21 protein-coding genes and 9 tRNA genes are annotated in these 22,735 nt (G+C 61.2%); 4 read left to right on the forward strand and 26 right to left on the reverse strand.

All coding sequences use genetic code 11. The annotated features are described in order from the left end of the window. Positions 1–10: 10 nt before the first annotated feature. The 11 genes from DQ397_RS04935 to gltX form a co-directional block, all read right to left on the reverse strand. A complete protein-coding gene (locus tag DQ397_RS04935) occupies positions 11–844 on the reverse strand; it encodes an alpha/beta fold hydrolase (RefSeq protein WP_043215806.1) in 834 nt (277 codons plus the stop codon). Positions 845–869: 25 nt separating this feature from the next. Beyond that, complete coding sequence (locus DQ397_RS04940; RefSeq protein ID WP_043215808.1) at positions 870–1,409, reverse strand: TetR/AcrR family transcriptional regulator; 540 nt, start codon at positions 1,407–1,409, stop codon at positions 870–872. 165 nt (positions 1,410–1,574) lie between these two features. After that, positions 1,575–1,650: transfer RNA gene (locus DQ397_RS04945), tRNA-Glu, on the reverse strand. A gap of 42 nt (positions 1,651–1,692) precedes the next feature. Next, positions 1,693–1,768, reverse strand: a tRNA-Ala gene (locus DQ397_RS04950). Positions 1,769–1,819: 51 nt separating this feature from the next. Continuing rightward, positions 1,820–1,895: transfer RNA gene (locus DQ397_RS04955), tRNA-Glu, on the reverse strand. Positions 1,896–1,938: 43 nt separating this feature from the next. After that, positions 1,939–2,014, reverse strand: a tRNA-Ala gene (locus tag DQ397_RS04960). Between the two features lie 70 nt (positions 2,015–2,084). Further along, positions 2,085–2,160 (reverse strand) — tRNA-Glu (locus tag DQ397_RS04965). An 80-nt stretch (positions 2,161–2,240) separates the two neighbouring features. Further along, positions 2,241–2,316 (reverse strand) — tRNA-Ala (locus DQ397_RS04970). A gap of 51 nt (positions 2,317–2,367) precedes the next feature. Next, positions 2,368–2,443, reverse strand: a tRNA-Glu gene (locus DQ397_RS04975). A 78-nt stretch (positions 2,444–2,521) separates the two neighbouring features. Further along, positions 2,522–2,597, reverse strand: a tRNA-Ala gene (locus DQ397_RS04980). 285 nt (positions 2,598–2,882) lie between these two features. After that, positions 2,883–4,364 carry a glutamate--tRNA ligase gene (gltX, locus tag DQ397_RS04985; protein ID WP_043215431.1) on the reverse strand — a complete coding sequence of 494 codons (1,482 nt, stop codon included), beginning with the start codon at positions 4,362–4,364 and terminating at the stop codon, positions 2,883–2,885. Positions 4,365–4,507: 143 nt separating this feature from the next. On the opposite strand from gltX, the gene DQ397_RS04990 reads away from it, so the two are divergent. Further along, positions 4,508–5,563, forward strand: a complete 1,056-nt coding sequence (locus DQ397_RS04990; protein WP_043215434.1) for an HlyD family secretion protein — start codon at positions 4,508–4,510, stop codon at positions 5,561–5,563. A 49-nt stretch (positions 5,564–5,612) separates the two neighbouring features. Then, positions 5,613–7,103 carry a DHA2 family efflux MFS transporter permease subunit gene (locus DQ397_RS04995; RefSeq protein WP_178113778.1) on the forward strand — a complete coding sequence of 497 codons (1,491 nt, stop codon included), beginning with the start codon at positions 5,613–5,615 and terminating at the stop codon, positions 7,101–7,103. A 63-nt stretch (positions 7,104–7,166) separates the two neighbouring features. Here DQ397_RS04995 and uvrB read toward each other — a convergent pair whose 3' ends face one another. Continuing rightward, a complete protein-coding gene (uvrB, locus tag DQ397_RS05000; protein ID WP_043215438.1) occupies positions 7,167–9,182 on the reverse strand; it encodes an excinuclease ABC subunit UvrB in 2,016 nt (671 codons plus the stop codon). A 287-nt stretch (positions 9,183–9,469) separates the two neighbouring features. Here uvrB and DQ397_RS05005 point away from each other — a divergent pair, with 287 nt between their 5' ends. Both DQ397_RS05005 and DQ397_RS05010 read left to right on the forward strand, forming a co-directional pair. Then, positions 9,470–10,666, forward strand: coding sequence for an amino acid aminotransferase (locus tag DQ397_RS05005; RefSeq protein WP_043215441.1), 1,197 nt, complete (start codon positions 9,470–9,472; stop codon positions 10,664–10,666). Positions 10,667–10,728: 62 nt separating this feature from the next. After that, a tRNA-Asn gene (locus tag DQ397_RS05010) sits at positions 10,729–10,804 on the forward strand. A gap of 62 nt (positions 10,805–10,866) precedes the next feature. Here the strand turns inward: DQ397_RS05010 and DQ397_RS05015 are convergent. The 14 genes from DQ397_RS05015 to fabD all read right to left on the reverse strand — a co-directional run bounded on the left by DQ397_RS05015 (position 10,867) and on the right by fabD (position 22,715). Continuing rightward, positions 10,867–11,280 carry a cupin domain-containing protein gene (locus tag DQ397_RS05015; RefSeq protein WP_043215443.1) on the reverse strand — a complete coding sequence of 138 codons (414 nt, stop codon included), beginning with the start codon at positions 11,278–11,280 and terminating at the stop codon, positions 10,867–10,869. Positions 11,281–11,417: 137 nt separating this feature from the next. After that, positions 11,418–11,975: a DUF1285 domain-containing protein gene (locus DQ397_RS05020; RefSeq protein WP_043215444.1), complete on the reverse strand. Its 558-nt coding sequence runs from the start codon at positions 11,973–11,975 to the stop codon at positions 11,418–11,420. Positions 11,976–11,985: 10 nt separating this feature from the next. Continuing rightward, positions 11,986–12,591, reverse strand: a complete 606-nt coding sequence (locus DQ397_RS05025) for a DUF4823 domain-containing protein (RefSeq protein ID WP_043215446.1) — start codon at positions 12,589–12,591, stop codon at positions 11,986–11,988. Positions 12,592–12,657: 66 nt separating this feature from the next. Then, positions 12,658–13,626 carry a GTP 3',8-cyclase MoaA gene (locus DQ397_RS05030; protein WP_043215448.1) on the reverse strand — a complete coding sequence of 323 codons (969 nt, stop codon included), beginning with the start codon at positions 13,624–13,626 and terminating at the stop codon, positions 12,658–12,660. Between the two features lie 104 nt (positions 13,627–13,730). Next, a complete protein-coding gene (locus DQ397_RS05035; protein ID WP_043215450.1) occupies positions 13,731–14,366 on the reverse strand; it encodes a TetR/AcrR family transcriptional regulator in 636 nt (211 codons plus the stop codon). A gap of 392 nt (positions 14,367–14,758) precedes the next feature. Next, positions 14,759–15,544: a TatD family hydrolase gene (locus DQ397_RS05040; protein WP_043215454.1), complete on the reverse strand. Its 786-nt coding sequence runs from the start codon at positions 15,542–15,544 to the stop codon at positions 14,759–14,761. 32 nt (positions 15,545–15,576) lie between these two features. Further along, positions 15,577–16,563, reverse strand: a complete 987-nt coding sequence (locus DQ397_RS05045; protein ID WP_043215456.1) for a DNA polymerase III subunit delta' — start codon at positions 16,561–16,563, stop codon at positions 15,577–15,579. Further along, a complete protein-coding gene (tmk, locus tag DQ397_RS05050; protein ID WP_090343787.1) occupies positions 16,556–17,188 on the reverse strand; it encodes a dTMP kinase in 633 nt (210 codons plus the stop codon). The genes DQ397_RS05045 and tmk overlap by 8 nt, the downstream gene beginning before the upstream one ends. Positions 17,189–17,197: 9 nt before the next feature. Continuing rightward, positions 17,198–18,355, reverse strand: a complete 1,158-nt coding sequence (mltG, locus tag DQ397_RS05055; RefSeq protein ID WP_043214419.1) for an endolytic transglycosylase MltG — start codon at positions 18,353–18,355, stop codon at positions 17,198–17,200. A gap of 3 nt (positions 18,356–18,358) precedes the next feature. Next, entirely contained in the window at positions 18,359–19,180 is an 822-nt protein-coding gene (pabC, locus tag DQ397_RS05060; RefSeq protein ID WP_043214417.1) for an aminodeoxychorismate lyase, read from the reverse strand. Beyond that, on the reverse strand, positions 19,180–20,424 hold the full coding sequence (gene fabF / locus DQ397_RS05065; RefSeq protein WP_043214415.1) for a beta-ketoacyl-ACP synthase II: 1,245 nt from the start codon (positions 20,422–20,424) through the stop codon (positions 19,180–19,182). The genes pabC and fabF overlap by 1 nt, the downstream gene beginning before the upstream one ends. Before the next feature lie 152 nt (positions 20,425–20,576). After that, a complete protein-coding gene (gene acpP, locus DQ397_RS05070) occupies positions 20,577–20,813 on the reverse strand; it encodes an acyl carrier protein (protein WP_043214413.1) in 237 nt (78 codons plus the stop codon). Positions 20,814–21,019: 206 nt separating this feature from the next. Further along, positions 21,020–21,760 (reverse strand): 3-oxoacyl-ACP reductase FabG, encoded by a 741-nt coding sequence (fabG, locus tag DQ397_RS05075; protein ID WP_043214411.1) that lies wholly within the window; start codon positions 21,758–21,760, stop codon positions 21,020–21,022. 16 nt (positions 21,761–21,776) lie between these two features. Further along, on the reverse strand, positions 21,777–22,715 hold the full coding sequence (fabD, locus tag DQ397_RS05080) for an ACP S-malonyltransferase (protein ID WP_043214410.1): 939 nt from the start codon (positions 22,713–22,715) through the stop codon (positions 21,777–21,779). Between the last annotated feature and the right edge of the window lie 20 nt (positions 22,716–22,735).

Here is a 22,735-nt window from a genome sequence, read left to right on the forward strand (position 1 = left end):
TACCGGATGCTCAGGCGCTTTGCCGCGCTCCTTGTGACGTGCGCGCCAGCAGCTCAAGCACCGCCTGATTCACCCGCGGATCAGCCAGCACACGCTGATGGCCACCCTCCTCCAACAACATCAGGCGGCTGTCGAACCAGGCGTTGTGGATGGCCTGAGCCTCACTGACCGGCACCAGGATATCGTCGCAGGCATGCACCACCAGGCCAGGCACGTCCAACTGGTAGCCGCTGACATCCAGCCGCGAGATCTGCACGCCAACTTCCTGCTCGACCTGGCGGATGAACGCTGCTCTAGCCCGCGCCGGTAGCCCCAGGCGATGGGCAAAACCTCGCAATACACCAAGCAATTGCGCCGGCGCAGCGATGCTCACCGCGGCCTCGGCACGCAGCCCCCATTGCAGAGCCAGCAGCATACTGGCCCCGCCCATGGAATGCCCCACCACCGCACGCAGCGGCGGCAATTCGGCAGCCGCCTCCAGCAAGGCACGGGCAAACAGCCCTACATGGGCATGCTGCCCGGGAGACCGCCCGTGACCCGGCCCCTCAAGTGACACCACGGTGTGCCCGGCCGCTACGAGTGCCTCGATCAGGGCTGCGAACTGAGTGGGCCGACCTTCCCAACCGTGCATCATCAACACGGTCGGCCCCTTGCCCCAGCGCAAGGCCGAGAGCCCAAAACGCAGGGTGATGCGCTCGGCCCTGGACAACAGGGGCAGTTCCCATTGCCGAGGCGGCAAAGGACGCGGGGTCATGAATGCGCGACGCATCTTGCCGGCGACATGCTCTGGGGCCAGGCGACCCAGAGTGCCATTGACGCCACGAATCCAGCTCAGAGTAGTCATCACCTTGCTCCAGAGGTCGGTTAGCTCAGATCACCGCCGATTTGGCGGCGCGCAGGATACGGTCGGACAGCTCGCTATCACCCAAGGCCCGCGCCAAGGTCAATCCGCCAATCATCAGGGATAGATCGGCAAAGGCCTTGTCGATGTCTTCTGGGCGATCAACCATTTGCGCGGTCATCAACTCGAGGTGCTCGGCCAACACCTCACGGAAGGTTTCGGGCAGGCGCTGCATCTCGCTCAGGGCAGTGGGCAGTGGACAGGCGTGCTCATGGGCATCGCGGTGCTTGCGCGACAAGTAGAACGCTGCCACCAGCGCACGTCGCCCTGCCCCATCGACGCTCGGGTCCACTTGGGCAAGCAAGGCTCGGCGCTCACAAAGCAACTGGCGAAATGCCTCGAGCATCAGCTCGTCCTTGCTGTCGAAATGGGCGTAGAAGCCCCCGACAGTCAGCCCGGCGGCCCCCATCACCTGACTTACGCTAGGGTCGGCGGGGCCTTGTTGAATCAAGGCACTGCGGGCTGCCGCCAGGATGCGCTCGCGGGTCTTGCTCTTCTTGTCACTCATGGCAACCTCGGAAATATTATGATCGGAATATTATTCCCATAATATTTTTTTGCAAGCAGAAAACCGCCATTCCGTCTGGAGGACTGATTTTTTCGAGGCAGAAAAACAAAAGGCCCATTCAATATGCGAATGAGCCTTTAAAGTCCCGCAAAACGCGGGGAAAAGTGGCGTCCCCTAGGGGACTCGAACCCCTGTTACCGCCGTGAAAGGGCGGTGTCCTAGGCCACTAGACGAAGGGGACAACAACCTTCGTGCCGATCCGTTTCCACGGACCGCGGCAAATTGGTGGAGCTAAGCGGGATCGAACCGCTGACCTCCTGCATGCCATGCAGGCGCTCTCCCAGCTGAGCTATAGCCCCGGATTTCTAGCCTCTCGGCCCAGCGACATCGAAATATCGCTTGTGCAAAACTGGCGTCCCCTAGGGGACTCGAACCCCTGTTACCGCCGTGAAAGGGCGGTGTCCTAGGCCACTAGACGAAGGGGACGTGAACCTTCGTGCAGATCCGCTGATGCAGACCTTGGCAGAATTGGTGGAGCTAAGCGGGATCGAACCGCTGACCTCCTGCATGCCATGCAGGCGCTCTCCCAGCTGAGCTATAGCCCCAAAGTGAAAACAAAAGGCCCATCCAAACATGAGAATGAGCCTTTCAACTCCCGCAAAGCGCGGGTAAAAGTGGCGTCCCCTAGGGGACTCGAACCCCTGTTACCGCCGTGAAAGGGCGGTGTCCTAGGCCACTAGACGAAGGGGACAACAACCTTCGTGCCGATCCGTTTCCACGGACCGCGGCAAATTGGTGGAGCTAAGCGGGATCGAACCGCTGACCTCCTGTTGGTGGAGCTAAGCGGGATCGAACCGCTGACCTCCTGCATGCCATGCAGGCGCTCTCCCAGCTGAGCTATAGCCCCGGATTTCTAGCCTCTCGGCCCAGCGACATCGAAATATCGCTTGTGCAAAACTGGCGTCCCCTAGGGGACTCGAACCCCTGTTACCGCCGTGAAAGGGCGGTGTCCTAGGCCACTAGACGAAGGGGACGAACCTTCTACCTCAAAGACCGGATTGCTGGAACCGATCTTTCTTCCCGATCAATTACCTTGATCGTGAAGCGGAATTTGGTGGAGCTAAGCGGGATCGAACCGCTGACCTCCTGCATGCCATGCAGGCGCTCTCCCAGCTGAGCTATAGCCCCACGATGTCGCGCTGAGCTGAAGTGCTGGCTGGGTGCCTTGCGCTTCGTTTTGCTCATCGCTGTGGACGGGGCGCATATTAAGTTCCGATTGCAGGGCTGTCAAACAAATTTTTGAAAATACCCAAAAATTTTTTCACAGATAACAATCACTTACCGCCCTGCCCTGAGGAACCCGCAACGCCGCGCCCGTAGGAGCAGGTTTGTCCGCGAATGCCGAGGTGAATGCACCTTCGTATACGCGGGCCAACCCGCCCCCACAGCTCAACGACGAGCCTCGGAAAGCTGTCAGGCGATGCTCGCCAGCAGTTTTTCCCATTCCTTGTTTTCTTTCTTCGACACGCCACCGAGCAAGTCCAACGCCTGGCGCAGACGGTAACGGGTCAGGTCAGGGCCGAGGATTTCCATGGCATCGAGCACCGATACCGAGCTGGCTTGGCCCGTGACGGCCGCGAACATCAGCGGCATGGCGTCACGCAGTTTCAACTCAAGGGCATCGACCACCGCCTGGATGCAGCCGGTGATACGGTCCTTCTCCCACTGGCGCAAGCTTTCAAGCTTCCACAGGATCAATTGCATGACCTGGCGCACCTGATCGGCGGACAGCTTCTTGCTCTCGAACAGCTTGGCATCGAGCTTGAGGGCACCTTCGAAGAAGAAGCCGCCCAGCGCAGCGATCTGGCTGAAGGTCTCGACCCGGCCCTGCACGTGTGGCGCGATCTTCATCATGTAGTCGCTGTTGAAGGCCCACTTCTGCACGCGTGCGGCGAACTCTTCCACCGGCAGCTCGCGCAGCCACTGGCCATTGAGCCAGGACAGCTTTTCGATGTCGAAGATCGGACCACCCAGGGAGATGCGCGACAGGTCGAAGTGCTCGACCATCTCGGCCAGGGAGAACTTCTCGCGCTCGTCCGGCATCGACCAGCCCATGCGGCCCAAGTAGTTGAGCATGGCTTCAGGCATGAAGCCCATGCGCTCGTAGAACGTCACCGAGGTGGGGTTCTTGCGCTTGGACAGTTTGGATTTATCGGGGTTGCGCAGCAGCGGCATGTAGCAGAGCTTGGGCTGCTCCCAGCCGAAGTACTCGTACAGCTTGATCAATTTCGGCGCCGACGGCAGCCACTCCTCACCGCGCAGGACGTGGGTGATGCCCATCAGATGATCATCGACCACGTTGGCCAGGAAGTAGGTCGGCAGGCCGTCGTTTTTCATCAACACCTGCATATCCATGCGATCCCATGGGATCTCGACGTCGCCACGGAGCATGTCAGGAACCACGCAGACACCTTCGCTCGGCACCTTCATGCGGATCACATGGGGTTCGCCGGCGTCCAGTCGTCGCTGCACTTCCTCGGCGCTCAGCAACAGCGCGCGGCCGTCATAGCGCGGGGTCTCACCACGGGCCATCTGCTCGGCACGCATCTGCTCCAGCTCTTCAGCGGTGCAGAAGCAATAGAAAGCGTGGCCGGCATCGACCAGTTGCTTGGCGTACTTGGCGTAGATCTCACCGCGCTCGCTCTGCCGGTATGGACCGTGGGGGCCGCCGACGTCCGGGCCTTCGTTCCATTCGATGCCGAGCCAACGCAGGGCATCGAAGATCTGCTGCTCAGACTCACGGGTCGAGCGCAACTGGTCGGTATCTTCGATACGCAGGATGAACTCACCGCCGTGCTGCTTGGCAAAGCAGTAGTTGAACAGGGCGATGTAGGCGGTGCCGACATGGGGATCGCCGGTGGGCGATGGCGCGATGCGCGTGCGAACGGTGGTCATGGAGAGTCTCGAACGAAAGATGAAACAAAGGCGGGATGTTAGCAGGGAGCGGGCGTCCGGCTCCAGCAATGGCGCGATTGTCACTTGTGAGGGCGCCAGTACTGGCTGTTAAATTTACTTACATTTCTGGAACCATAGTACCCATGCCCGCCCAGCTCAAACGTCGCCTGTTGATCTTCTTCACCCTGGTCCTGCTCGTCGCCCTCGCCTTCCTGGCCCATTGGTACTTCAAGGGCCGCTTCTACGAGAGCACCGACAATGCCTATGTCCAAGGTGAAATCACGCGCATCTCAAGCCAGCTCGGTGCCCGCATCGACAACGTCCTGGTCGAGGACAACCAGCATGTGACCAAGGGCGAGCTCCTGGTTCACCTGGAACGGGCCGATTTCGAACTGGCCGTCGAGCGCGCCCGGGCAGCCCTGGCCACCCGCGAAGCCGAACGTGAGCAGGCGCAAAGCCGGCTGACCCAGCAAGGCAGCCTGATCGCGGCCGGCCAAGCCCAGGTGGCCGCCAACCAGGCGACCTTCAACCGCTCGCAACTAGACCTCAACCGCGCCCAAGCCTTGCGTAAGCCGGGTTTTGTCTCTGAGGAACGTGTCACTACTCTCTCGGCGGAGAGTCACGTGGCCCGCTCCCAAGTCGACAAGGCCCAGGCCGATCTGCAAAGCCAGCGCCAGCAGGTCAATGCCTTGAGCGCTGACCTCAAGCGCCTCGATGCGCAGATCGCCAATGCTCGTGCCGACCTGGCCCAGGCCGAGCTGAACCTGAGCCGCTGCGAAATCCGCGCGCCGATCAGCGGCACCATCGGCCAACGCAACGCACGCAATGGACAGGTAGTGCAAGCTGGTGCCTACCTGCTATCGATCGTTCCGGATGAAGACATCTGGGTGCAGGCCAACTTCAAGGAGACCCAGATTGGCCGCATGCACCCAGGGCAACGCGCAGAGCTGGTGTTCGACAGCTACCCGGATACTCCGATAGAAGGCCAGGTGAACAGCCTGTTCGCCGCCTCCGGGGCACAGTTCAGCCTGCTGCCGCCGGACAACGCCACCGGCAATTTCACCAAGGTGGTCCAACGTATCCCGGTGAAGCTCACCTTTGCTGCGGACAACCCGCTGCATGGACGTATCCGTCCGGGCATGTCGGTAACCGTGACCGTTGACCTGCGCGATGCGGACGAAGGCCAAGATGGCCGGTGACGCGCTGATACGCCCCACTGCGGAGCCAAGCCGTCGCGACTGGATCGCGGTGATGAGCGCGATGCTCGGGGCCTTCATGGCGGTGCTGGATATCCAGATCACCAACTCATCGCTCAAAGACATTCAGGGCGCGCTTTCGGCCACCCTTGAGGAAGGCTCATGGATCTCCACCTCGTACCTTGTGGCGGAGATCATCATGATCCCTCTTACCGCCTGGCTGGTGCAGCTGCTCTCGGCCCGGCGCTTGGCGGTCTGGGTGTCACTGGGATTTCTCGCTTCCTCGCTGCTGTGCTCCATGGCCTGGAACCTGGAGAGCATGATCCTTTTTCGCGCTCTTCAGGGTTTCACCGGCGGCGCCCTGATCCCCCTGGCGTTCACCCTTACGCTCATCAAGCTGCCGGAACACCAACGCGCCAAGGGCATGGCCATGTTTGCCATGACGGCCACCTTCGCCCCGTCGATCGGCCCGACACTGGGCGGCTGGCTGACCGAGAACTGGGGCTGGGAGTACATCTTTTATATCAATGTGCCACCAGGCATCGTGATGATCGCGGGCCTACTCTATGGTCTTGAGAAGAAAGAGGCCCATTGGGACCTGCTCAAGCGCACCGATTACGCCGGCATCGTCACGCTGGGGCTGGGCCTGGGCTGCTTGCAAGTGTTTCTAGAGGAAGGCCATCGCAAGGATTGGCTAGAGTCGAACCTGATCGTCAGCCTCGGCACGGTAGCACTGATCAGCCTGATCACGTTTGTCATCCTGCAGTTCTCCAGACCTCACCCGCTGATCAACCTGCGCATCCTCGGCAACCGCAATTTCGGGCTCAGCAGCGTGGCAAGCTTGGGGATGGGCGTAGGGTTGTATGGCTCGATCTACTTGTTGCCGCTGTACCTGGCGCAGGTCCAGGGCTACAACGCCTTGCAGATCGGCGAGGTGATCATGTGGATGGGGTTGCCGCAGCTGTTCCTGATTCCGCTGGTGCCGCTGCTGATGAAGGTGATTCCGCCCAAGGTCCTCTGCGCACTGGGCTTTTGCCTGTTCGGACTGGCCAGCTTCGGCTCAGGCGTATTGAACCCTGATTTTGCCGGGCCGCAATTCGATCAAATCCAGATCATCCGTGCCGTGGGGCAGCCGATGATCATGGTGACCATCTCGCTTATCGCCACCGCCTACATTCTGCCGGAAGACGCCGGCTCAGCGTCGAGCCTGTTCAACATCCTGCGCAATCTGGGCGGGGCGATCGGTATCGCCCTGCTGGCGACACTGCTGGACGCGCGAACCAAGGTGTATTTCGATTACCTGCGAGAATCAGTGGTGCCAAGCAATCCACAGGTGGCCGAACGGCTATCGCAGTTGGCCGAGCGGTTGGGCAGCGATAACGCGGCGCTGGGCAAACTGAGCGAGATCACCCACCAGCAAGCGCTGATCATGGCCTACAACGACGCCTTCCACTGGGTTGGCTTGGGACTGGTGGTGAGCATGGTGGCCGTGTTGCTGACCCGCAAGTTGCCACCGGGAATGAAGCCGGGCGAGGCCCATTGAATGGGTGTCGCCTGCCCTTTTCGCGGGCAAACCCGCGAAGAAGTCTTACAGGCACTCGAGCGATCAACTCACTATTAATCGATCGCGCAGTTGGGTGATCTCGTCGCGCAATTGGGCGGCCGCCTCGAACTCCAGGTCGCGGGCGTACTGGAACATCTTCTCTTCCAATTGCTTGATGCGCTTGGTGATCTGCGCCGGCGTCTGCAACTCAGCCTCGTTGCGGGCGCTCTCTTGCGCTGCCTTGGCCATGCTCTTGCGCTTCTTGCTGCGTCCGCCCGGAACGCTTGCGCCTTCCATGATGTCGGTGATGTCCTTGACCACGCCTTTGGGCACGATGCCGTGGGCCAGGTTGAATTCGATCTGCTTGGCCCGGCGTCGCTCGGTCTCGTCGATGGCCCGTTGCATGGAGCCGGTGACCTGGTCGGCATAAAGGATCGCCTTGCCGTTGAGGTTACGTGCGGCGCGGCCGATGGTCTGGATCAGGGAGCGTTCCGAACGCAGGAAACCTTCCTTGTCGGCATCCAGGATGGCCACCAGGGACACCTCGGGCATGTCCAGGCCCTCGCGCAACAGGTTGATGCCCACCAGCACGTCGAATGTACCCAAGCGCAGGTCACGGATGATCTCGACCCGTTCGACAGTATCGATGTCCGAGTGCAGGTAGCGTACCCGCACGTCGTGATCGGCCAGGTAGTCGGTAAGGTCCTCGGCCATGCGCTTGGTCAGGGTGGTGGCCAGCACCCGCTCGCCAGCACCCACGCGCTTGCGGATTTCCGACAGCAGGTCATCGACCTGGGTCAGGGCCGGCCGCACCTCCACCTGCGGATCCACTAGGCCGGTGGGGCGCACCACCTGCTCCACCACCCGCCCGGCGTGCTCGGCCTCGTACGGACCGGGGGTGGCCGAGACGAAGATGGTCTGCGGGCTGACGGCCTCCCACTCGTCAAAGCGCATGGGGCGGTTGTCCAGGGCCGATGGCAGACGGAAGCCGTACTCCACCAGAGTTTCTTTGCGCGAGCGGTCGCCCTTGTACATCGCACCGACCTGGGGAACGCTGACGTGGGATTCATCGATAACCAGCAACGCGTCCGCCGGCAGGTAGTCGTACAGGGTCGGTGGCGGCGCGCCGGCCGGTCGGCCGGACAGGTAGCGCGAGTAGTTTTCGATGCCGTTGCAGTAACCAAGCTCGAGGATCATCTCCAGGTCAAAGCGGGTGCGCTGCTCCAGACGCTGGGCTTCTACCAGCTTGTTCGCCTTCTGTAGGTAGTCCAGGCGGTCCTTGAGTTCTTCCTTGATGCCCTCCACTGCCTCGAGCAGGGTCTCGCGTGGCGTGACGTAGTGGCTCTTGGGGTAGAAGGTGAAGCGCGGCAGCTTACGGAAGACCTCGCCGGTGAGCGGGTCGAATGCGGCGATGTTCTCCACCTCATCGTCGAACAGCTCGATGCGGATGGCCTCAAGGTCCGATTCGGCCGGGAAGATATCCACCACATCCCCACGCACGCGGAAGGTGGCACGGGCGAAGTCCATCTCGTTGCGGGTGTATTGCAGGTCCGCCAGGCGGCGCAGCAGTGCGCGCTGGTCGAGTTTATCGCCACGATCGACGTGCAGGACCATCTTCAGGTAGGTCTCGGGGCTACCCAGGCCGTAGATGCAGGACACCGTGGTGACGATGATCGCGTCGCGGCGTTCCAGCAAGGCTTTGGTAGCCGACAGTCGCATCTGCTCGATGTGATCGTTGATCGAGGCGTCCTTCTCGATGAAGGTGTCGGACGAGGGCACGTAGGCCTCAGGCTGGTAGTAGTCGTAGTAGGAGACGAAATACTCCACTGCGTTGTTCGGAAAGAACGCCTTGAACTCGCCGTACAACTGCGCCGCCAGGGTCTTGTTCGGTGCCAGTACCAGGGTCGGACGCTGGACCTGCTGGATGACATTGGCGATGCTGAAGGTCTTGCCCGAGCCGGTCACGCCCAGCAGGGTCTGGTGCGAAAGCCCAGCCTCGATGCCTTCGACCATCAGTCGGATGGCTTCGGGCTGGTCGCCGGCCGGCTGGAAACGGGTGACGAGTTGGAACTCGGACATGACGGACCTCGCGGTAACGCAGCAACTGTAAATTTAGCCAGTAGTCTATACCCAAATGCGCTCGCCCGGGACCAGAATCAAGGTCAAGCTGCGAACGCGCATTACAGTGGACCGGGCAATTCGACCAATGGTTGAAAAATATTCGCACAAAAGCCCGGAAAACCTGCGCCAGACTGTCGCGGTGACCGATGGGTATCACTATACTGACTCCCCGTTTGCGCACCACTTCTGTGCACTCGGCCGGAGTGTGCGCGTCCTATCACTCTCCAATCAGAGCCAAGGTAACAATGAGCCTGTTTTCCGCTGTCGAGCTGGCACCCCGCGACCCCATCCTGGGCCTCAACGAAGCATTCAACGCCGACCCACGTACCGACAAGGTCAACCTGGGCGTAGGCGTGTACTGCAATGAGGAAGGCCGCATTCCGCTGCTGCGCGCCGTGATCGAAGCCGAGACCCAGCGTGCTGCCCAGCACGCCTCGCGCGGCTACCTGCCGATCGATGGTATCGCCACCTACGACCAGGCCGTACAGAAGCTGCTGTTCGGCGCCGAGTCGCCACTGCTGGCCGCTGGCCGCGTGGTCACCGTACAGGCCGTTGGCGGTACCGGTGCTCTGAAAATCGGCGCCGACTTCCTCAAGCGTATTTCGCCCAACGCCGTCGTAGCCATTAGCGATCCGAGCTGGGAAAACCACCGCGCCCTGTTCGAAAGCGCTGGCTTCCCGGTGCAGAACTACCGCTACTACGACGCGCCGAGCAATGACGTCAACCGCACTGGCATGCTCGAGGACCTGAACAATCTGCCTTCCGGCTCCATCGTCGTGCTGCACGCCTGCTGCCATAACCCGACCGGCGTCGACCTGACCCTGGACGATTGGAAAAACGTTCTGGACGTCGTCAAAGCCAAGGGCCACGTGCCCTTCCTGGACATGGCCTACCAAGGCTTCGGTGACGGCATCGCTGAGGATGCCTTCGCGGTGCGCCTGTTCGCCGAGTCGGGCATGGAGTTCTTCGTTTCCAGCTCGTTCTCCAAGTCGTTCTCGCTGTACGGCGAGCGCGTTGGTGCGCTGTCGATCGTCACCGCCTCGAAAGACGAAAGCACCCGTGTGCTGTCGCAGGTCAAGCGTGTCATCCGCACCACCTACTCCAACCCGCCGACTCACGGCGCGACCATCGTCGCCACCGTGCTCAACAGCGCTGAACTGCGCCAAATGTGGGAAGCGGAGCTGGGCGAGATGCGCGAGCGTATCCACGGCATGCGCAAGCAGATGGTCGAGCTGCTGGCCCAGTACGGCGCCAAGCGCGACTTCAGCTTCGTGGGCCGCCAGGTGGGCATGTTCTCCTATTCGGGCCTGACCGTTGAACAAGTGGCCCGCCTGAAGAACGACTTCGGTATCTATGCCCTGGACACTGGCCGTATCGCCGTTGCCGCATTGAACCAGAGCAACATCCACGTCGTCACCAAGGCCATCGTCGAAGTGCTGTAACTCATTGATTGCTCAGGGGGAAGCTTGACTTCCCCCTGGCGATCAGTAAGATACGCGCAGATTCCGCGATAGCTCAGTCGGTAGAGCAAATGACTGTTAATCATTGGGTCCCTGGTTCGAGTCCAGGTCGCGGAGCCAAACATTGAAAAAACCTCCAGACGCGTAAGCACTGGAGGTTTTTTCGTTTCTGCCGTTGCGTTCTATTTCAGTGGCTCGGTGACAGGTTTGCCCTCATCGACCAGACTCCAAACCAGCAGCTTGGCGGGCCGGCTCTGGCTGGCGTTACGCGACACACTGTGCACGGTACCCGGTGCCTCGTACCAGTACTCCCCTGCCTTGTAGATCCTTTCTCGCTCATCATTGAGCTTGGAAGCCACCGCCCCCTCGAGTACATAGGCCATAACCGCGCCAGGGTGCTGATGGGCCGGCGAGGCCTGTCCCGGTGCATAACTGACGGTGAGCATGACGGCTTTTTTGCCAGGCGCATTGCTGGGAAGCCGCTCTTGCAGGATCTTGACCTGATTGGGCTGCTCACCGTGGGCCCAGGCTGGCGCTTGTAGGCCCCAAAGGCCGAAGGACAGTAGCAAGACGAGGGAGTGATGGAGGGTTTTCATGGGTTTCTCCTGATGGGCGATTGCCAGCAGGTTATGTCCCGATGCGCTAGGGGCAAATGGCCAATTCAGCGAAAAAGCAGGAGGCCGATCGGCGTCGATCCTGGGCCGCTGTGCGCCCCATATCAACCTTCAGCTCTTCAAGGCCGACCGATCGGATAGAACTCGCCGCGACTCCAGACACCCAGCCACACTTGTCCGTCGATCTCGCGCGGCACCGCCAACTCGACCAATTGGTAGAATACGTTGCGGTGAATCAACGCCTCGAGGTTGCTGCGCATGAGGATATAAGGCGAAGGTTCCTGGGTTCGCGAATCGATTTCGACACGTAGGGGATGGTCCTTGCCAGCAGCGACCTGATCGTCGACGTTACTGGTAAAGCGCAGCACCTGTTGCTCGCCGCTGCCTTCCACATCCAGCGTGACAGCGACGAACGGTGCGTCATCGACGCGGATGCCGACCTTCTCCACCGGGGTAACCAGAAAATAGTCATCGCCGTCGCGGCGAATGATGGTGGAGAACAACCGCACCATCGGCTTGCGCCCGATAGGTGTGCCCAGGTAATACCACGTGCCATCCCGGGCGATGCGCATGTCGATGTCGCCGCAGAAGTCCGGGTTCCATAGATGCACCGGCGGCAAGCCCTTCTCCTTGGGGATCTGCGCCAGAAGATCGTTGGCCTTGCCGCTACCTGTCATGCCCCTGCCCTCAACGACTCATACCCACGAGACTACGAGCGTAATCGCGCATGGGCTGAGCAAGCAAATCTTCCGGCGCATTGTCGTGGAACGTCAACAAACCGCCACGGCTCTTGATACGTACGGTGTCGATCAGATAGCGAGTGCTGGTCTCGATCAGCATCATCTGTACCACGCCAGTGTCCACGCCCAAACGATCCACAGCCTGCTCGTCATACCATTCGTCCCCATTGCCGATGCGGTCGTCGCTACGAGCGAAGCGAGTGTACAGGACGTAATCGGCCCCAACCGAGCGCGCCTCGGCAATCGCCTCCTCCAGCCCCAACGGCCCCTGTGCACGACGTACCAGCGGGAAGTACTCGACAAAATTCTTGTAGGCTTCCTCGGCCACAGCGTTCTGGCGTGGAACCGGACCTTTGGCCGGCGGTACGAAGTGGCCTTGGCCGATGAAGATGAACGAATCTGGTTGCAGACGCACCGACAGGCTGCGCCGAGTCTCGCTGTGATCCAGCAGCCCAGCATCGCTCATGTGGTACCGAACGCCTTCTCCCATATCACTGACATTCATGCAGCCGCCCAACGCCATCAGGGCGAGCGACAAGACCAGGCTACGCATCATTCCTCCAGAACCCGGCGACGAAAAACCGGCGAATAGCCGCCAGATGCAGCTTTTGCGCCAGAATCAACCGCCGATCACTTTCATGATCGTCACCCCACCGGAAAACGCCACATCCTGCTTGTCCGCCAAAGCCTTGACCAATAACCGCTGCAGGCTGGGAAGCGCCTGGTGACGCGGCTTGTCGAGCAAATCGCCGACAAAATGCCGATTGCCCGATGACAAGCAGCCATGCAGCCAGCCCGTGGAGGACAACCGCAGGCGTGAGCAGGTTCGGCAAAATGGCACGCTCTCGTTGGCAATCACGCCGAAATGCCCTTTGCCGGGAATGCGATAACGCATCGCAGTGGCATCGATAGGGGCACTCGCCTGTTGATAGGCATGAACTTGGCCGATCAACCCAAGCAGTTGCTCCAGGCTCACGAACTGCTGCAGAAAAGCGTTGTGATCGCGGGCCAGATGCCCCATGCGCATGAGCTCGATGAAGCGCAGCTCGTATCCTCGCTCCAGGCAATAATCCAGTAGCGGCAACACCTGATCGAGGTTCTGCCCACGCATCGGCACCATGTTCACTTTGATGCTCATACCAGCGGCACTGGCTTGCGCCATGCCGGTCAACACGCTCTGCAGGTCACCTCCGCGCGCAATTCGGCGAAACGCCTGCGGATCGAGGGTATCGAGGGAAACATTCAGGCGGCGAATACCAGCATCTAGCAACAGCGGCAGCTTGCGTGAAAGCAGCTGGCCATTGGTGGTCAGTCCGATCTCGGCCAGCCCCAGCTTGGCCACCGACTCCAGAAAGCCTTCCAAGCGGGGACTGACCAAGGGCTCCCCCCCGGTAATGCGTAGTCGCTCGATGCCAGCCGCCTCGACCAGGTAGGCTACGCCGCGGGCCAGGGTTTGCGCCGGGAGTTCATCCTGTGCCGCCACCAGGCGCTTGCCATCAGGCACACAGTAGGTACAGGCGTAGTTGCAAGCAGCCGTCAGGCTGACACGCAGGTTGCGAAAACGCCTACCTTGACGATCGACGATCATGAATGACTCCGGCATGGAAGAATCGGGCCTGCAAAACCTGACTCAAAAATCAGGTTTTTGCAAGCCTCAATGCCGGACGGTGCAGGGAAAGGCCGGTCAGACCTTCAGTTTGCGATTTCCGGGTCGCGTTTGCGCTTGTTGCCCATGCGTACGCCGATGTCCATGAGGAACTGGAAGAAACCTTCCTGATCCTCCAGTACATTGCTCCAGAAGGGTGAGTGGTACAGCGCAACGGCGCCATGCACCAACGCCCAGGCGGCGCAATAGTGGAAGTATGGCGGCACGTCCTCGAGCTTGCCCTCGCTGATGCGCCCCTTGATCAAGAGGGTCAGGCGATCGAAATTGGAGGCACGGATGCGGTGCAGTTCGTCGACCATCTCCGGCACCTGGTTGCCCTTGACCACTTTCTCTTCCAGGCGGTCGAACAGCCGGTAGCGCTGCGGATCGCGCATGCGGAACTCGAAATAGGCGCGCGACAGGGCCTCCTTGTCACGGTCGACGTCGTCCGAATGCAACAGCGCGTTCAGGTCACGCTCATAGTCGAGCATCAGGCGCAGGTATATCTCCGCCTTGGACTTGAAGTGCTTGTAGATCGTGCCTTTGCCGATGCCCACGGCGTCGGCGATCATCTCGACGGTGACGCTGTCTTCCCCTTGTTCGAGAAACAGCTTGAGCGCGGTATCGAGGATCTCTTGTTCGCGGCGGCGAAACTCACGGACCTTACGAGGTTCTTTCTGCATAGGAAGGACTGGATGACAATCGAAGCGGATTATTATGCCTAACTTGCAGGAAATTGCACGGATCATCCAAGCATCTGTGTATCACGATACGTGCAAGGAAGCCCTCAAGCCCTTGGAAAATACGCCCAGCCATACAGGGATGGCCCAATGGTTCCAAGGCGTATTCCAAATCTGTTTAAAAAACGACCAGTTGTCGCTGGCACTGTGCCAAACCTGACCAATACTTGGAGTGTTGGCGCGGCGCATCCCCCCAAGTGGCGCGTCAATAAAGGTGCCCAGGGACCGCGGTACCTTTGTTTTACTCCTAATGGTCTTAACCCGGATTCCCCCCCCAGAACCCGGGTTTTTTTTGCCCGGATCCCCATGCGCGTTGCAGGGTCAGGGCACTCGGATCAACCAGCCACCCGCGCCAGCGGGAACAGCCGCTTGAAGTTGGCCGTGGTCTGCTCGGCCAATTGGGCGTAACTGACGCCACGCAGCGACGCCACGTACTCGGCCACTTCACGCACGTATTGCGGCAGATTCGGCTTGCCCCGGTATGGAATCGGCGCAAGGTATGGCGAGTCGGTCTCGACCAGCAGCCGGTCGGCAGGCACCTGACGGGCGACGTCACGCAGGGCATCGGCATTGCGGAAGGTGACAATGCCCGACAAAGAGATGTAATAACCCAGGTCCAAGGCTTGGCGGGCCATGTCCCAGTCTTCGGTGAAGCAGTGCAGCACACCGGCCTGGGGCAAGTTGGCCTCACGCAGCAACGCCAAGGTGTCGGCCCGTGCCGCGCGAGTATGAACGATCACCGGCTTGCCGGTCTGGCGCGACGCCTCCAGGTGCAGACGGAAGGATGCCTGCTGCAAAGCTGCCGCCTCCGGCTCGTAGTGGTAATCCAAACCCGTTTCGCCAATAGCGACGACGTGGGGGTGGGCCAGCTCACGCAGCAGCCACTCCAGCGCGGGTGTTTCACCGGGTGCAAGGTCCAACGGGTGCACCCCCACCGAGCAATCCACATCGGCGTATTGCTCGCTCAACGCTTTGACGGCAGCGGCGTTCTCGGCGCTCACCCCGATACAGAGAAAATGCCCGACACCCCGCTCCCGGGCGGTCTGCAGCGCCGCATCGAGGGAGCCTTGGTGGGCACTGAGGTCCAGACGATCAAGATGGCAATGGGAATCTACGAGCATGGATGACGGCACACATGGAGAAAACGAAAGTATCAGCGGGCGCCAGGCAACTGGACCCAATGGGCCAGCAAGGCTTCCAGCAGCAGGACACGATTGAGGTTGGCCTTGGCCAGTACTTTCTGGCGCTGTTCGAGAATCCACGCCTGGACCTCCAGCACCCTGCCCTGTCGGCTCTTCTGCGCCAGATACTGAACCACCTTGCACATATCGGCCAAGCCTAGCCCCTCTTCGTCCTGGGTCAATTGATAACGCAGAATCAGGTGCGACCAGTCACAGAACCAGTCGAACAACAAGAGCAAAGGGACGTTGTTCCAGGCCTCGGCGAGCTGACTGGGCGATTGCTGTTGCTTGAGCAGCTTCTTGACCCCTTCGGTGACCAGCGCACGCTGTTCACGCACGCCTTGTGCCTGCAGACTGACAGCCATCAACGGCGAGCCAGCAGCGAGGGCCAGTAGCTCATCGCGCTCCTCAGCGCTGCTCTCGGGCAAGGCACCGGCCAACCAAGCCTGGCTTTGAGCCAGACTTGGTTGCGGGCATGCGATCTGCTGGCAACGGCTCTTGATAGTCGGCAGCAAGCGGCTCGGCTGATGACTGACCAGTAGCAACACGGTGTCGCCGGAGGGTTCCTCCAGGCTCTTGAGCAAGGCGTTCGATGCATTGACGTTCATTGCCTCGACCGGCTCGATCAGCACCACCTTGCGGCCGCCCTGTTGGGCAGTCTGCACCACGAAGGACACCAGCTCACGCACCTGGTCGATCTTGATCGGCTTGTCGGCCTCTTCGGGCTCTAGCACGAAGTTGTCCGGATGGCTCCCCGCCTTGAGCAGCAGACACGACTTGCACTGGCCACAGGCATCCAGCCCCTGGGGCTGTTGACATAGCAGGCGCGCCATCAGGCGCTCGGCCAAGGCGCGTTTACCGATGCCCTGCGGCCCGTGCAGGAGGTAGGCATGGGCGTGCTGAGCACGTCCAGACAGTTGCTCCCAAAGCCCCTGCTGCCAGGGATAGGCTTCAGCCACGGCACCGCTCCAAAATGCCAGGCAACAGTGCGTCGATGGCACGCTGCACAGCCTCCAGCGGTTGTGCGGCATCCAGCACGCTATAGCGCTGAGGGGCGCCTTGGGCTCGCTGCAGATACGCCTGCCGCACAGCCTCGAAGAAGGCCTGGCCTTCCTGCTCGAAGCGGTCCAGGCGACCACGGGCAGCAGCGCGCGCCAGGCCGACCTCGACCGGCAGGTCGAACACCAGAGTCAGATCCGGACGCAACGAGCCCTGGACAAAGGTTTCCAAGGTAGCGATACGCGCCTGGGGCAGCCCCCGGCCGCCGCCTTGATAGGCATAGGTGGCGTCGGTGAAGCGATCGCAAAGCACCACCGCACCACGCGCCAGAGCAGGACGAATGACCTGATCCAGGTGCTGAGCGCGGGCGGCGAACATCAGCAGCAGTTCGGTATCGACCGCCATGATCTCGTCACTGGGCGCCAGCAACAGTTCGCGGATCCGCTCGGCCAGCGGCGTACCACCGGGTTCGCGGGTCATGACCACGTCCAGCCCTTGCTCGCGCAAACGCTCGGCCAGGTATTCGCGATTGGTACTTTTGCCCGCGCCTTCGGGGCCTTCCAGGGTAATAAACAAGCCGCTCACTGGCAGTCCTTACTGTTGTTCGTCAGGTGCCGGCGCATCGCCCGGCGCAGGGTCGCTGGCAGGTGCATCGCCCTCAGGGATCGGGTTCTGACCCGACTCGGCCGGCGCCTGCTCGCTCGCATCCGGCTGCGTCTGCGGCGCGGGGCTGGAGCGGTAATCGGAGCGGCGCTTGAGCTGGAACTCACGCACCGCGCTATTGTGATCATCCAAGTCATCCGAGAATACGTGGCTGCCATCGCCGCGGGCGACGAAATACAAGCTCGTGCCATCGGAGGGGTTCAGCGCGGCATGGATCGCCTCGCGACCGACCATGGCGATCGGTGTCGGCGGCAAGCCCGTCATGGTGTAGGTGTTGTAGGGCGTCGGCTCACGTAGGTCGGCCCGGGTGATCTTGCCGTTATAGCGCTCACCCATGCCGTAGATCACGGTCGGGTCGGTCTGCAGCATCATGCCCAGGCGCAGACGACGCACGAACACACCGGCGATCTGCCCGCGCTCCTGGGGAATACCGGTTTCCTTTTCCACCAGCGATGCCATGATCAGCGCTTGGTATGGGTCACGATAAGGCAAATCAGTGGCCCGCTCGGCCCATTCCTTGGCCAGGACTTCCTCCAGGCGCATGTAGGCTTGCTGCAGCAGCTCGACATCGCTCATGCCCCGCACGAAACGGTAGGTGTCGGGGAAGAAACGACCTTCAGGAAACACGCCGGTATGCCCCAGCTTTTCCATCACCTCGGCGTCGGACAGGCCGTCAAGGGTGTGTTTGACTTTTTCGTGCTTGGCCACTGCGGCGCGCACCTGGCGGAAGGTCCAGCCCTCGACCAGGGTCAGGTTGTACTGCACCACATCGGCCCGGCGCCAGGCCTCGAACAGTTCGGCCACGGTCATGCCCGGAGACAGACGATATTCGCCGGTGTGCAATGGGGTGCCGGCCATGTTGAAACGCCAGTACAGGCGCAGCCAGACGGCATCATCGAGCAGTCCTTCGCTCTGCATGCGATAGAACATACGATTAGGGGTGGTGCCGCTGGGCACGTCGAGCAGTTGCTCCTGCGTCACGTGCAGAGGCTGCTCCAGAACCGAGTTGACCTTCCAGGCCGACCAGCCCACAGCGAGGCCAGCCAGGATCAACCCCATTTCCAGCAGCAGCAGGAATTTGCGTCTCACGAATCAGGTTTCCAGTAACGTACGGGCAACGGCCTGCAGTTTACGGGTGAGCGGGCCTGGCGACCAGTTAAGCTTGAGTGCCGCGAATTCGCGCACCGGCCAGACGCCGTACACACTATTGCACAGGAACACTTCGTCAGCCTGCTCCAACTCCGCCAACGCGAGGTCGCGCACCTGGGTCTGGACACCGAGTGCTGCGGCCTGCTCGAGCAACGCCGCACGCATCACGCCCGCGACACCGCAGCGGCTCAGGTCCGCCGTCAGCAGCACACCGTCGCGCACCAGGAACAGGTTGCTGTACACCCCCTCGATCAGCCGCCCTTGCATGTCGCGCATCAGCCCTTCGGCGTGATCGGTGCCTTGCCATTCACTGCGGGCCAATACCTGCTCCAAGCGGTTCAGGTGTTTGAGCCCGGCCAGCAGCGGTTGTTCCGCCAGGCGGGTCTGGCAGTCGAACAGCCGTATGCCGTGTTCGGCGTTTTCCCGAGGATAGGCAGGCAACGGGCTGCCCTGGAGGATACGACGGGGCGCGGCACCGGCAGCAGGTGCATAGCCACGCAGGCTGTCGCCACGGGTGAGGATCAGCTTGGCCACGCCTTCACCGAGCTGGCTGGCGTAAGCGATGATTTCGTCGCGGATCAGTGGCAGGTCAGCCTCGATCGCCAGTCGCTGGCAACCCAATGCCAGGCGATCAAGGTGCTGCGTGAGCAGGCTAGGCCTGCCCGCACGCACGGCGATGGTCTCGAACAGGCCATCGCCATAGGCCAAGCCGCGGTTCTGCAGATTGAGTGCAGTCGCGGCCTGGCCGTCGATCCAACTGTGCATCAGCCGACGAACCGGCGGAACACCAGCGAACCGTTGGTCCCGCCAAAGCCGAAGGAGTTGGACAACACTACATCGATAGGCATGCTGCGGGCTTCGTGAGGCACGAAGTCAAGGTCGCAGCCGTCGTCCGGCTCGTCCAGATTGATGGTCGGCGGCGCCATCTGGCTGTTGATCGCCAGTACGCTGAAGATCGCTTCCACCGCACCGGCGGCGCCCAGCAGGTGGCCGGTCATCGACTTGGTCGAGCTCACGGCCAGCTTGTAGGCGTGCTCGCCGAACACCCGCTTGATCGCGGCCACTTCGGCGATGTCGCCCGCCGGGGTCGAGGTACCATGGGCGTTGATGTAGCTGACCTCTTCCGGCTGAATGCCAGCGTCACGCAGGGCATTGGTCATGCAGCGCGCAGCGCCATCACCGGTGTCGGGCGGCGAAGTCATGTGGTAGGCATCCCCGCTCATGCCAAAGCCAACCAGCTCGGCATAGATCGTCGCGCCTCGGGCCTTGGCATGCTCGAGTTCTTCGAGAACCAGGGCACCAGCACCATCGGAAAGCACGAAGCCATCACGGCCTTTGTCCCATGGACGGCTGGCGCGGGTCGGCTCATCATTGCGCGTCGACAGTGCACGGGAGGCGCCAAAGCCCCCCATGCCCAGACCACAGGCTGCCATTTCGGCACCGCCGGCGATCATCACGTCGGCTTCACCGTAGGCGATGTTGCGCGCGGCCATGCCGATGCAGTGGGTGCCGGTGGTGCATGCAGTGGCGATAGCGTAGTTCGGTCCCTGCAGACCCAAGTGGATCGACAGGAAGCCCGAGATCATATTGATGATCGAACCCGGCACGAAGAACGGCGAAATCCTCCGCGGCCCTTGATCATGCAAGGTGCGACTGGTTTCTTCGATGTTGGTCAGGCCGCCGATGCCCGAGCCCATGGCCACGCCGATACGCTCGCGGTTGGCGTCGGTGACTTCCAGGCCGGCATTGCGTACCGCCTGGAAACCGGCCGCCAGGCCGTACTGGATGAACAGGTCGAGCTTGCGAGCTTCCTTGGCCGACAGGTACTGCTCAACCTCAAAGCCCTTCACCGAGCCGCCAAAACGGGTGGTATAGGCAGACAGGTCCGTGTGTTCGATCGGCCCAATGCCACTGCGGCCAGCCAGAATGCCCTGCCAAGTGCTCGGTACATCGGTACCCAGTGGCGACAGCATACCCATACCGGTGACCACGACGCGTCTACGCGACACAGTACTCTCCTCTTCTAATAACAGAGTCTCTTGCCATTGCATTCAGGCAATGGAATGAAATGGCAACAGGCTCTCGACACTCGCAAAGAAAAAACCGCACGCCGGCAAAGGCAGTGCGGTTTTTCCCGACAAGAAGCGTCGACTACTGCGTCTTAGGCCTGGTGGCTTTTGACGTAGTCGATAGCAGCTTGAACGGTAGTGATCTTCTCGGCTTCTTCGTCAGGGATTTCGGTCTCGAATTCCTCTTCCAGAGCCATCACCAGCTCAACGGTGTCAAGCGAATCGGCACCCAGGTCATCGACGAAGGACTTCTCAGCAGTCACTTCCTCTTCCTTGACGCCCAGTTGCTCGGCGACGATTTTCTTGACGCGTTCTTCGATGGTGCTCATACCTAGTTTTCACTCCTAATGGACATATGTCAGGCAGCTGGCCGGTGACCAAGTTTATAGAAAGACGCCTGCTTTTCAAGCGGAACGCGCCGATCTCGAAGTCACCTGACCCTCTGCCTGGAATCTGGTTGCAGCTTTATAACGGATTTTAGGCTCCGTGTATGACACTTTTTTGAAGCAATCCGTCACATTGGTGCTGCAGGTTTTTACATGTACATCCCGCCGTTGACCGGCACGGTGGCGCCCGTTACGTAGGCCGCGCCATCGGATGCCAGGAAGGAAACCACCTTGGCGATCTCGTCGGCGTGACCCAGACGACCCAGCGGAATCTGCGACTGCAGAGCTTCGCGCTGTGCTTCTGGAAGCTCACGGGTCATATCGGTATCGATGAAGCCCGGAGTCACCGAGTTGACGGTGATGTTGCGCGAGCCCACTTCACGCGCCAAGGCACGACTGAAGCCCTCCAAACCGGCCTTGGCGGCAGCATAGTTGACCTGACCGACGTTACCCATGGCACCGACGACCGAGCCGATGCTGATGATACGACCCCAGCGTGCCTTGGTCATGCCGCGCAGCACGCCCTTGGACAGACGGTAGAGGCTGTTGAGGTTGGTGTCGACCACGTCGAACCACTCATCATCCTTCATGCGCAGCATCAGGTTATCGCGGGTGATACCCGCGTTGTTGACCAAGATGGCCGGTGCGCCGAACTGCTCACCGATGGCCGCGAGCACGGCACTGACCGACTCGTCGCTGGTCACATTCAGCTCCATGCCGGTGCCATTGATGCCGTGTTCCTTCAGGGTCGCGGCGATACGTTCGGCACCCGAGGCCGAGGTAGCGGTGCCGATCACGGTCGCGCCCTGGCGGCCCAGTTCCAGGGCGATAGCCTGGCCGATACCGCGGCTGGCGCCGGTGACCAGGGCAACTTTACCTTGCAGGCTCATGCAAGCTTCTCCAGTTTCAGGCCAGCGCCGCACGGGCGGCGGCGACGGCGTCAGGGGTATTGAGGTTGTAGGTGGTCACGCCATCGGCGCACCGCTTGTTCAGACCAGCCAGGACTTTACCAGGGCCACACTCGACCAGGTTGACCGCACCATTGGCGGCCAGGGTCTGCACGCACTCGACCCAACGCACAGGCTGGTACAGCTGGGCCAGCAAGTCCTGCTTGAGGGCAGTCAGGTCGGCGGCGATCGCGGCGGTGACATTCTGCACGACCGGAATCTGCGGGGCCTTCCACTCGATGGCGTTGACCGCCTCGGCGAAGCGCTCGGCGGCAGGCTTCATCAATGCACAGTGCGATGGCACGCTGACCGCCAGCGGCAGCGCACGCTTGGCACCCTTGGCCTTGCACAGTTCCATGGCGCGATCCACCGCGGCCTTGTTGCCGGCGATGACCACCTGGCCTGGCGAGTTGAAGTTGACCGCGCTGACCACTTCATCTTCAGCCGCTTCTGCACAGATCGCCACAACATCGGCATCATCCAGGCCCAAGATTGCCGCCATGGCACCGTGACCTGCAGGAACGGCCTCTTGCATGAGCTGGCCACGACGCTCGACCAGGCGAACGGCATCTTTCAGGCTCAGGCTGCCAGCAGCGACCAACGCGCTGTACTCGCCCAGGCTATGGCCGGAAACGAAGGCCGGTTGCGCACCACCCTCTTCCAGCCACAGGCGCCACAGGGCAATGGATGCAGTGAGGATCGCCGGCTGGGTTTTGTCGGTTTGGTTGAGTTGTTCCTCCGGACCTTGCTGGACCAGCTGCCACAGGTCATAGCCCAGAGCCTCGGAAGCCTCCTTGAAGGTCTCGACGATTACCGGTTTCTCTGCGCCGAGTTCGGCGAGCATGCCCAGCGACTGGGAACCTTGACCGGGAAAGACGAATGCGAGGGATGCAGACATTGAACAAGCCCTTATGATCT

Origin of the sequence: Pseudomonas sp. CK-NBRI-02 (assembly GCF_008124495.1) — a bacterium.
Lineage (GTDB): Bacteria > Pseudomonadota > Gammaproteobacteria > Pseudomonadales > Pseudomonadaceae > Aquipseudomonas > Aquipseudomonas guariconensis.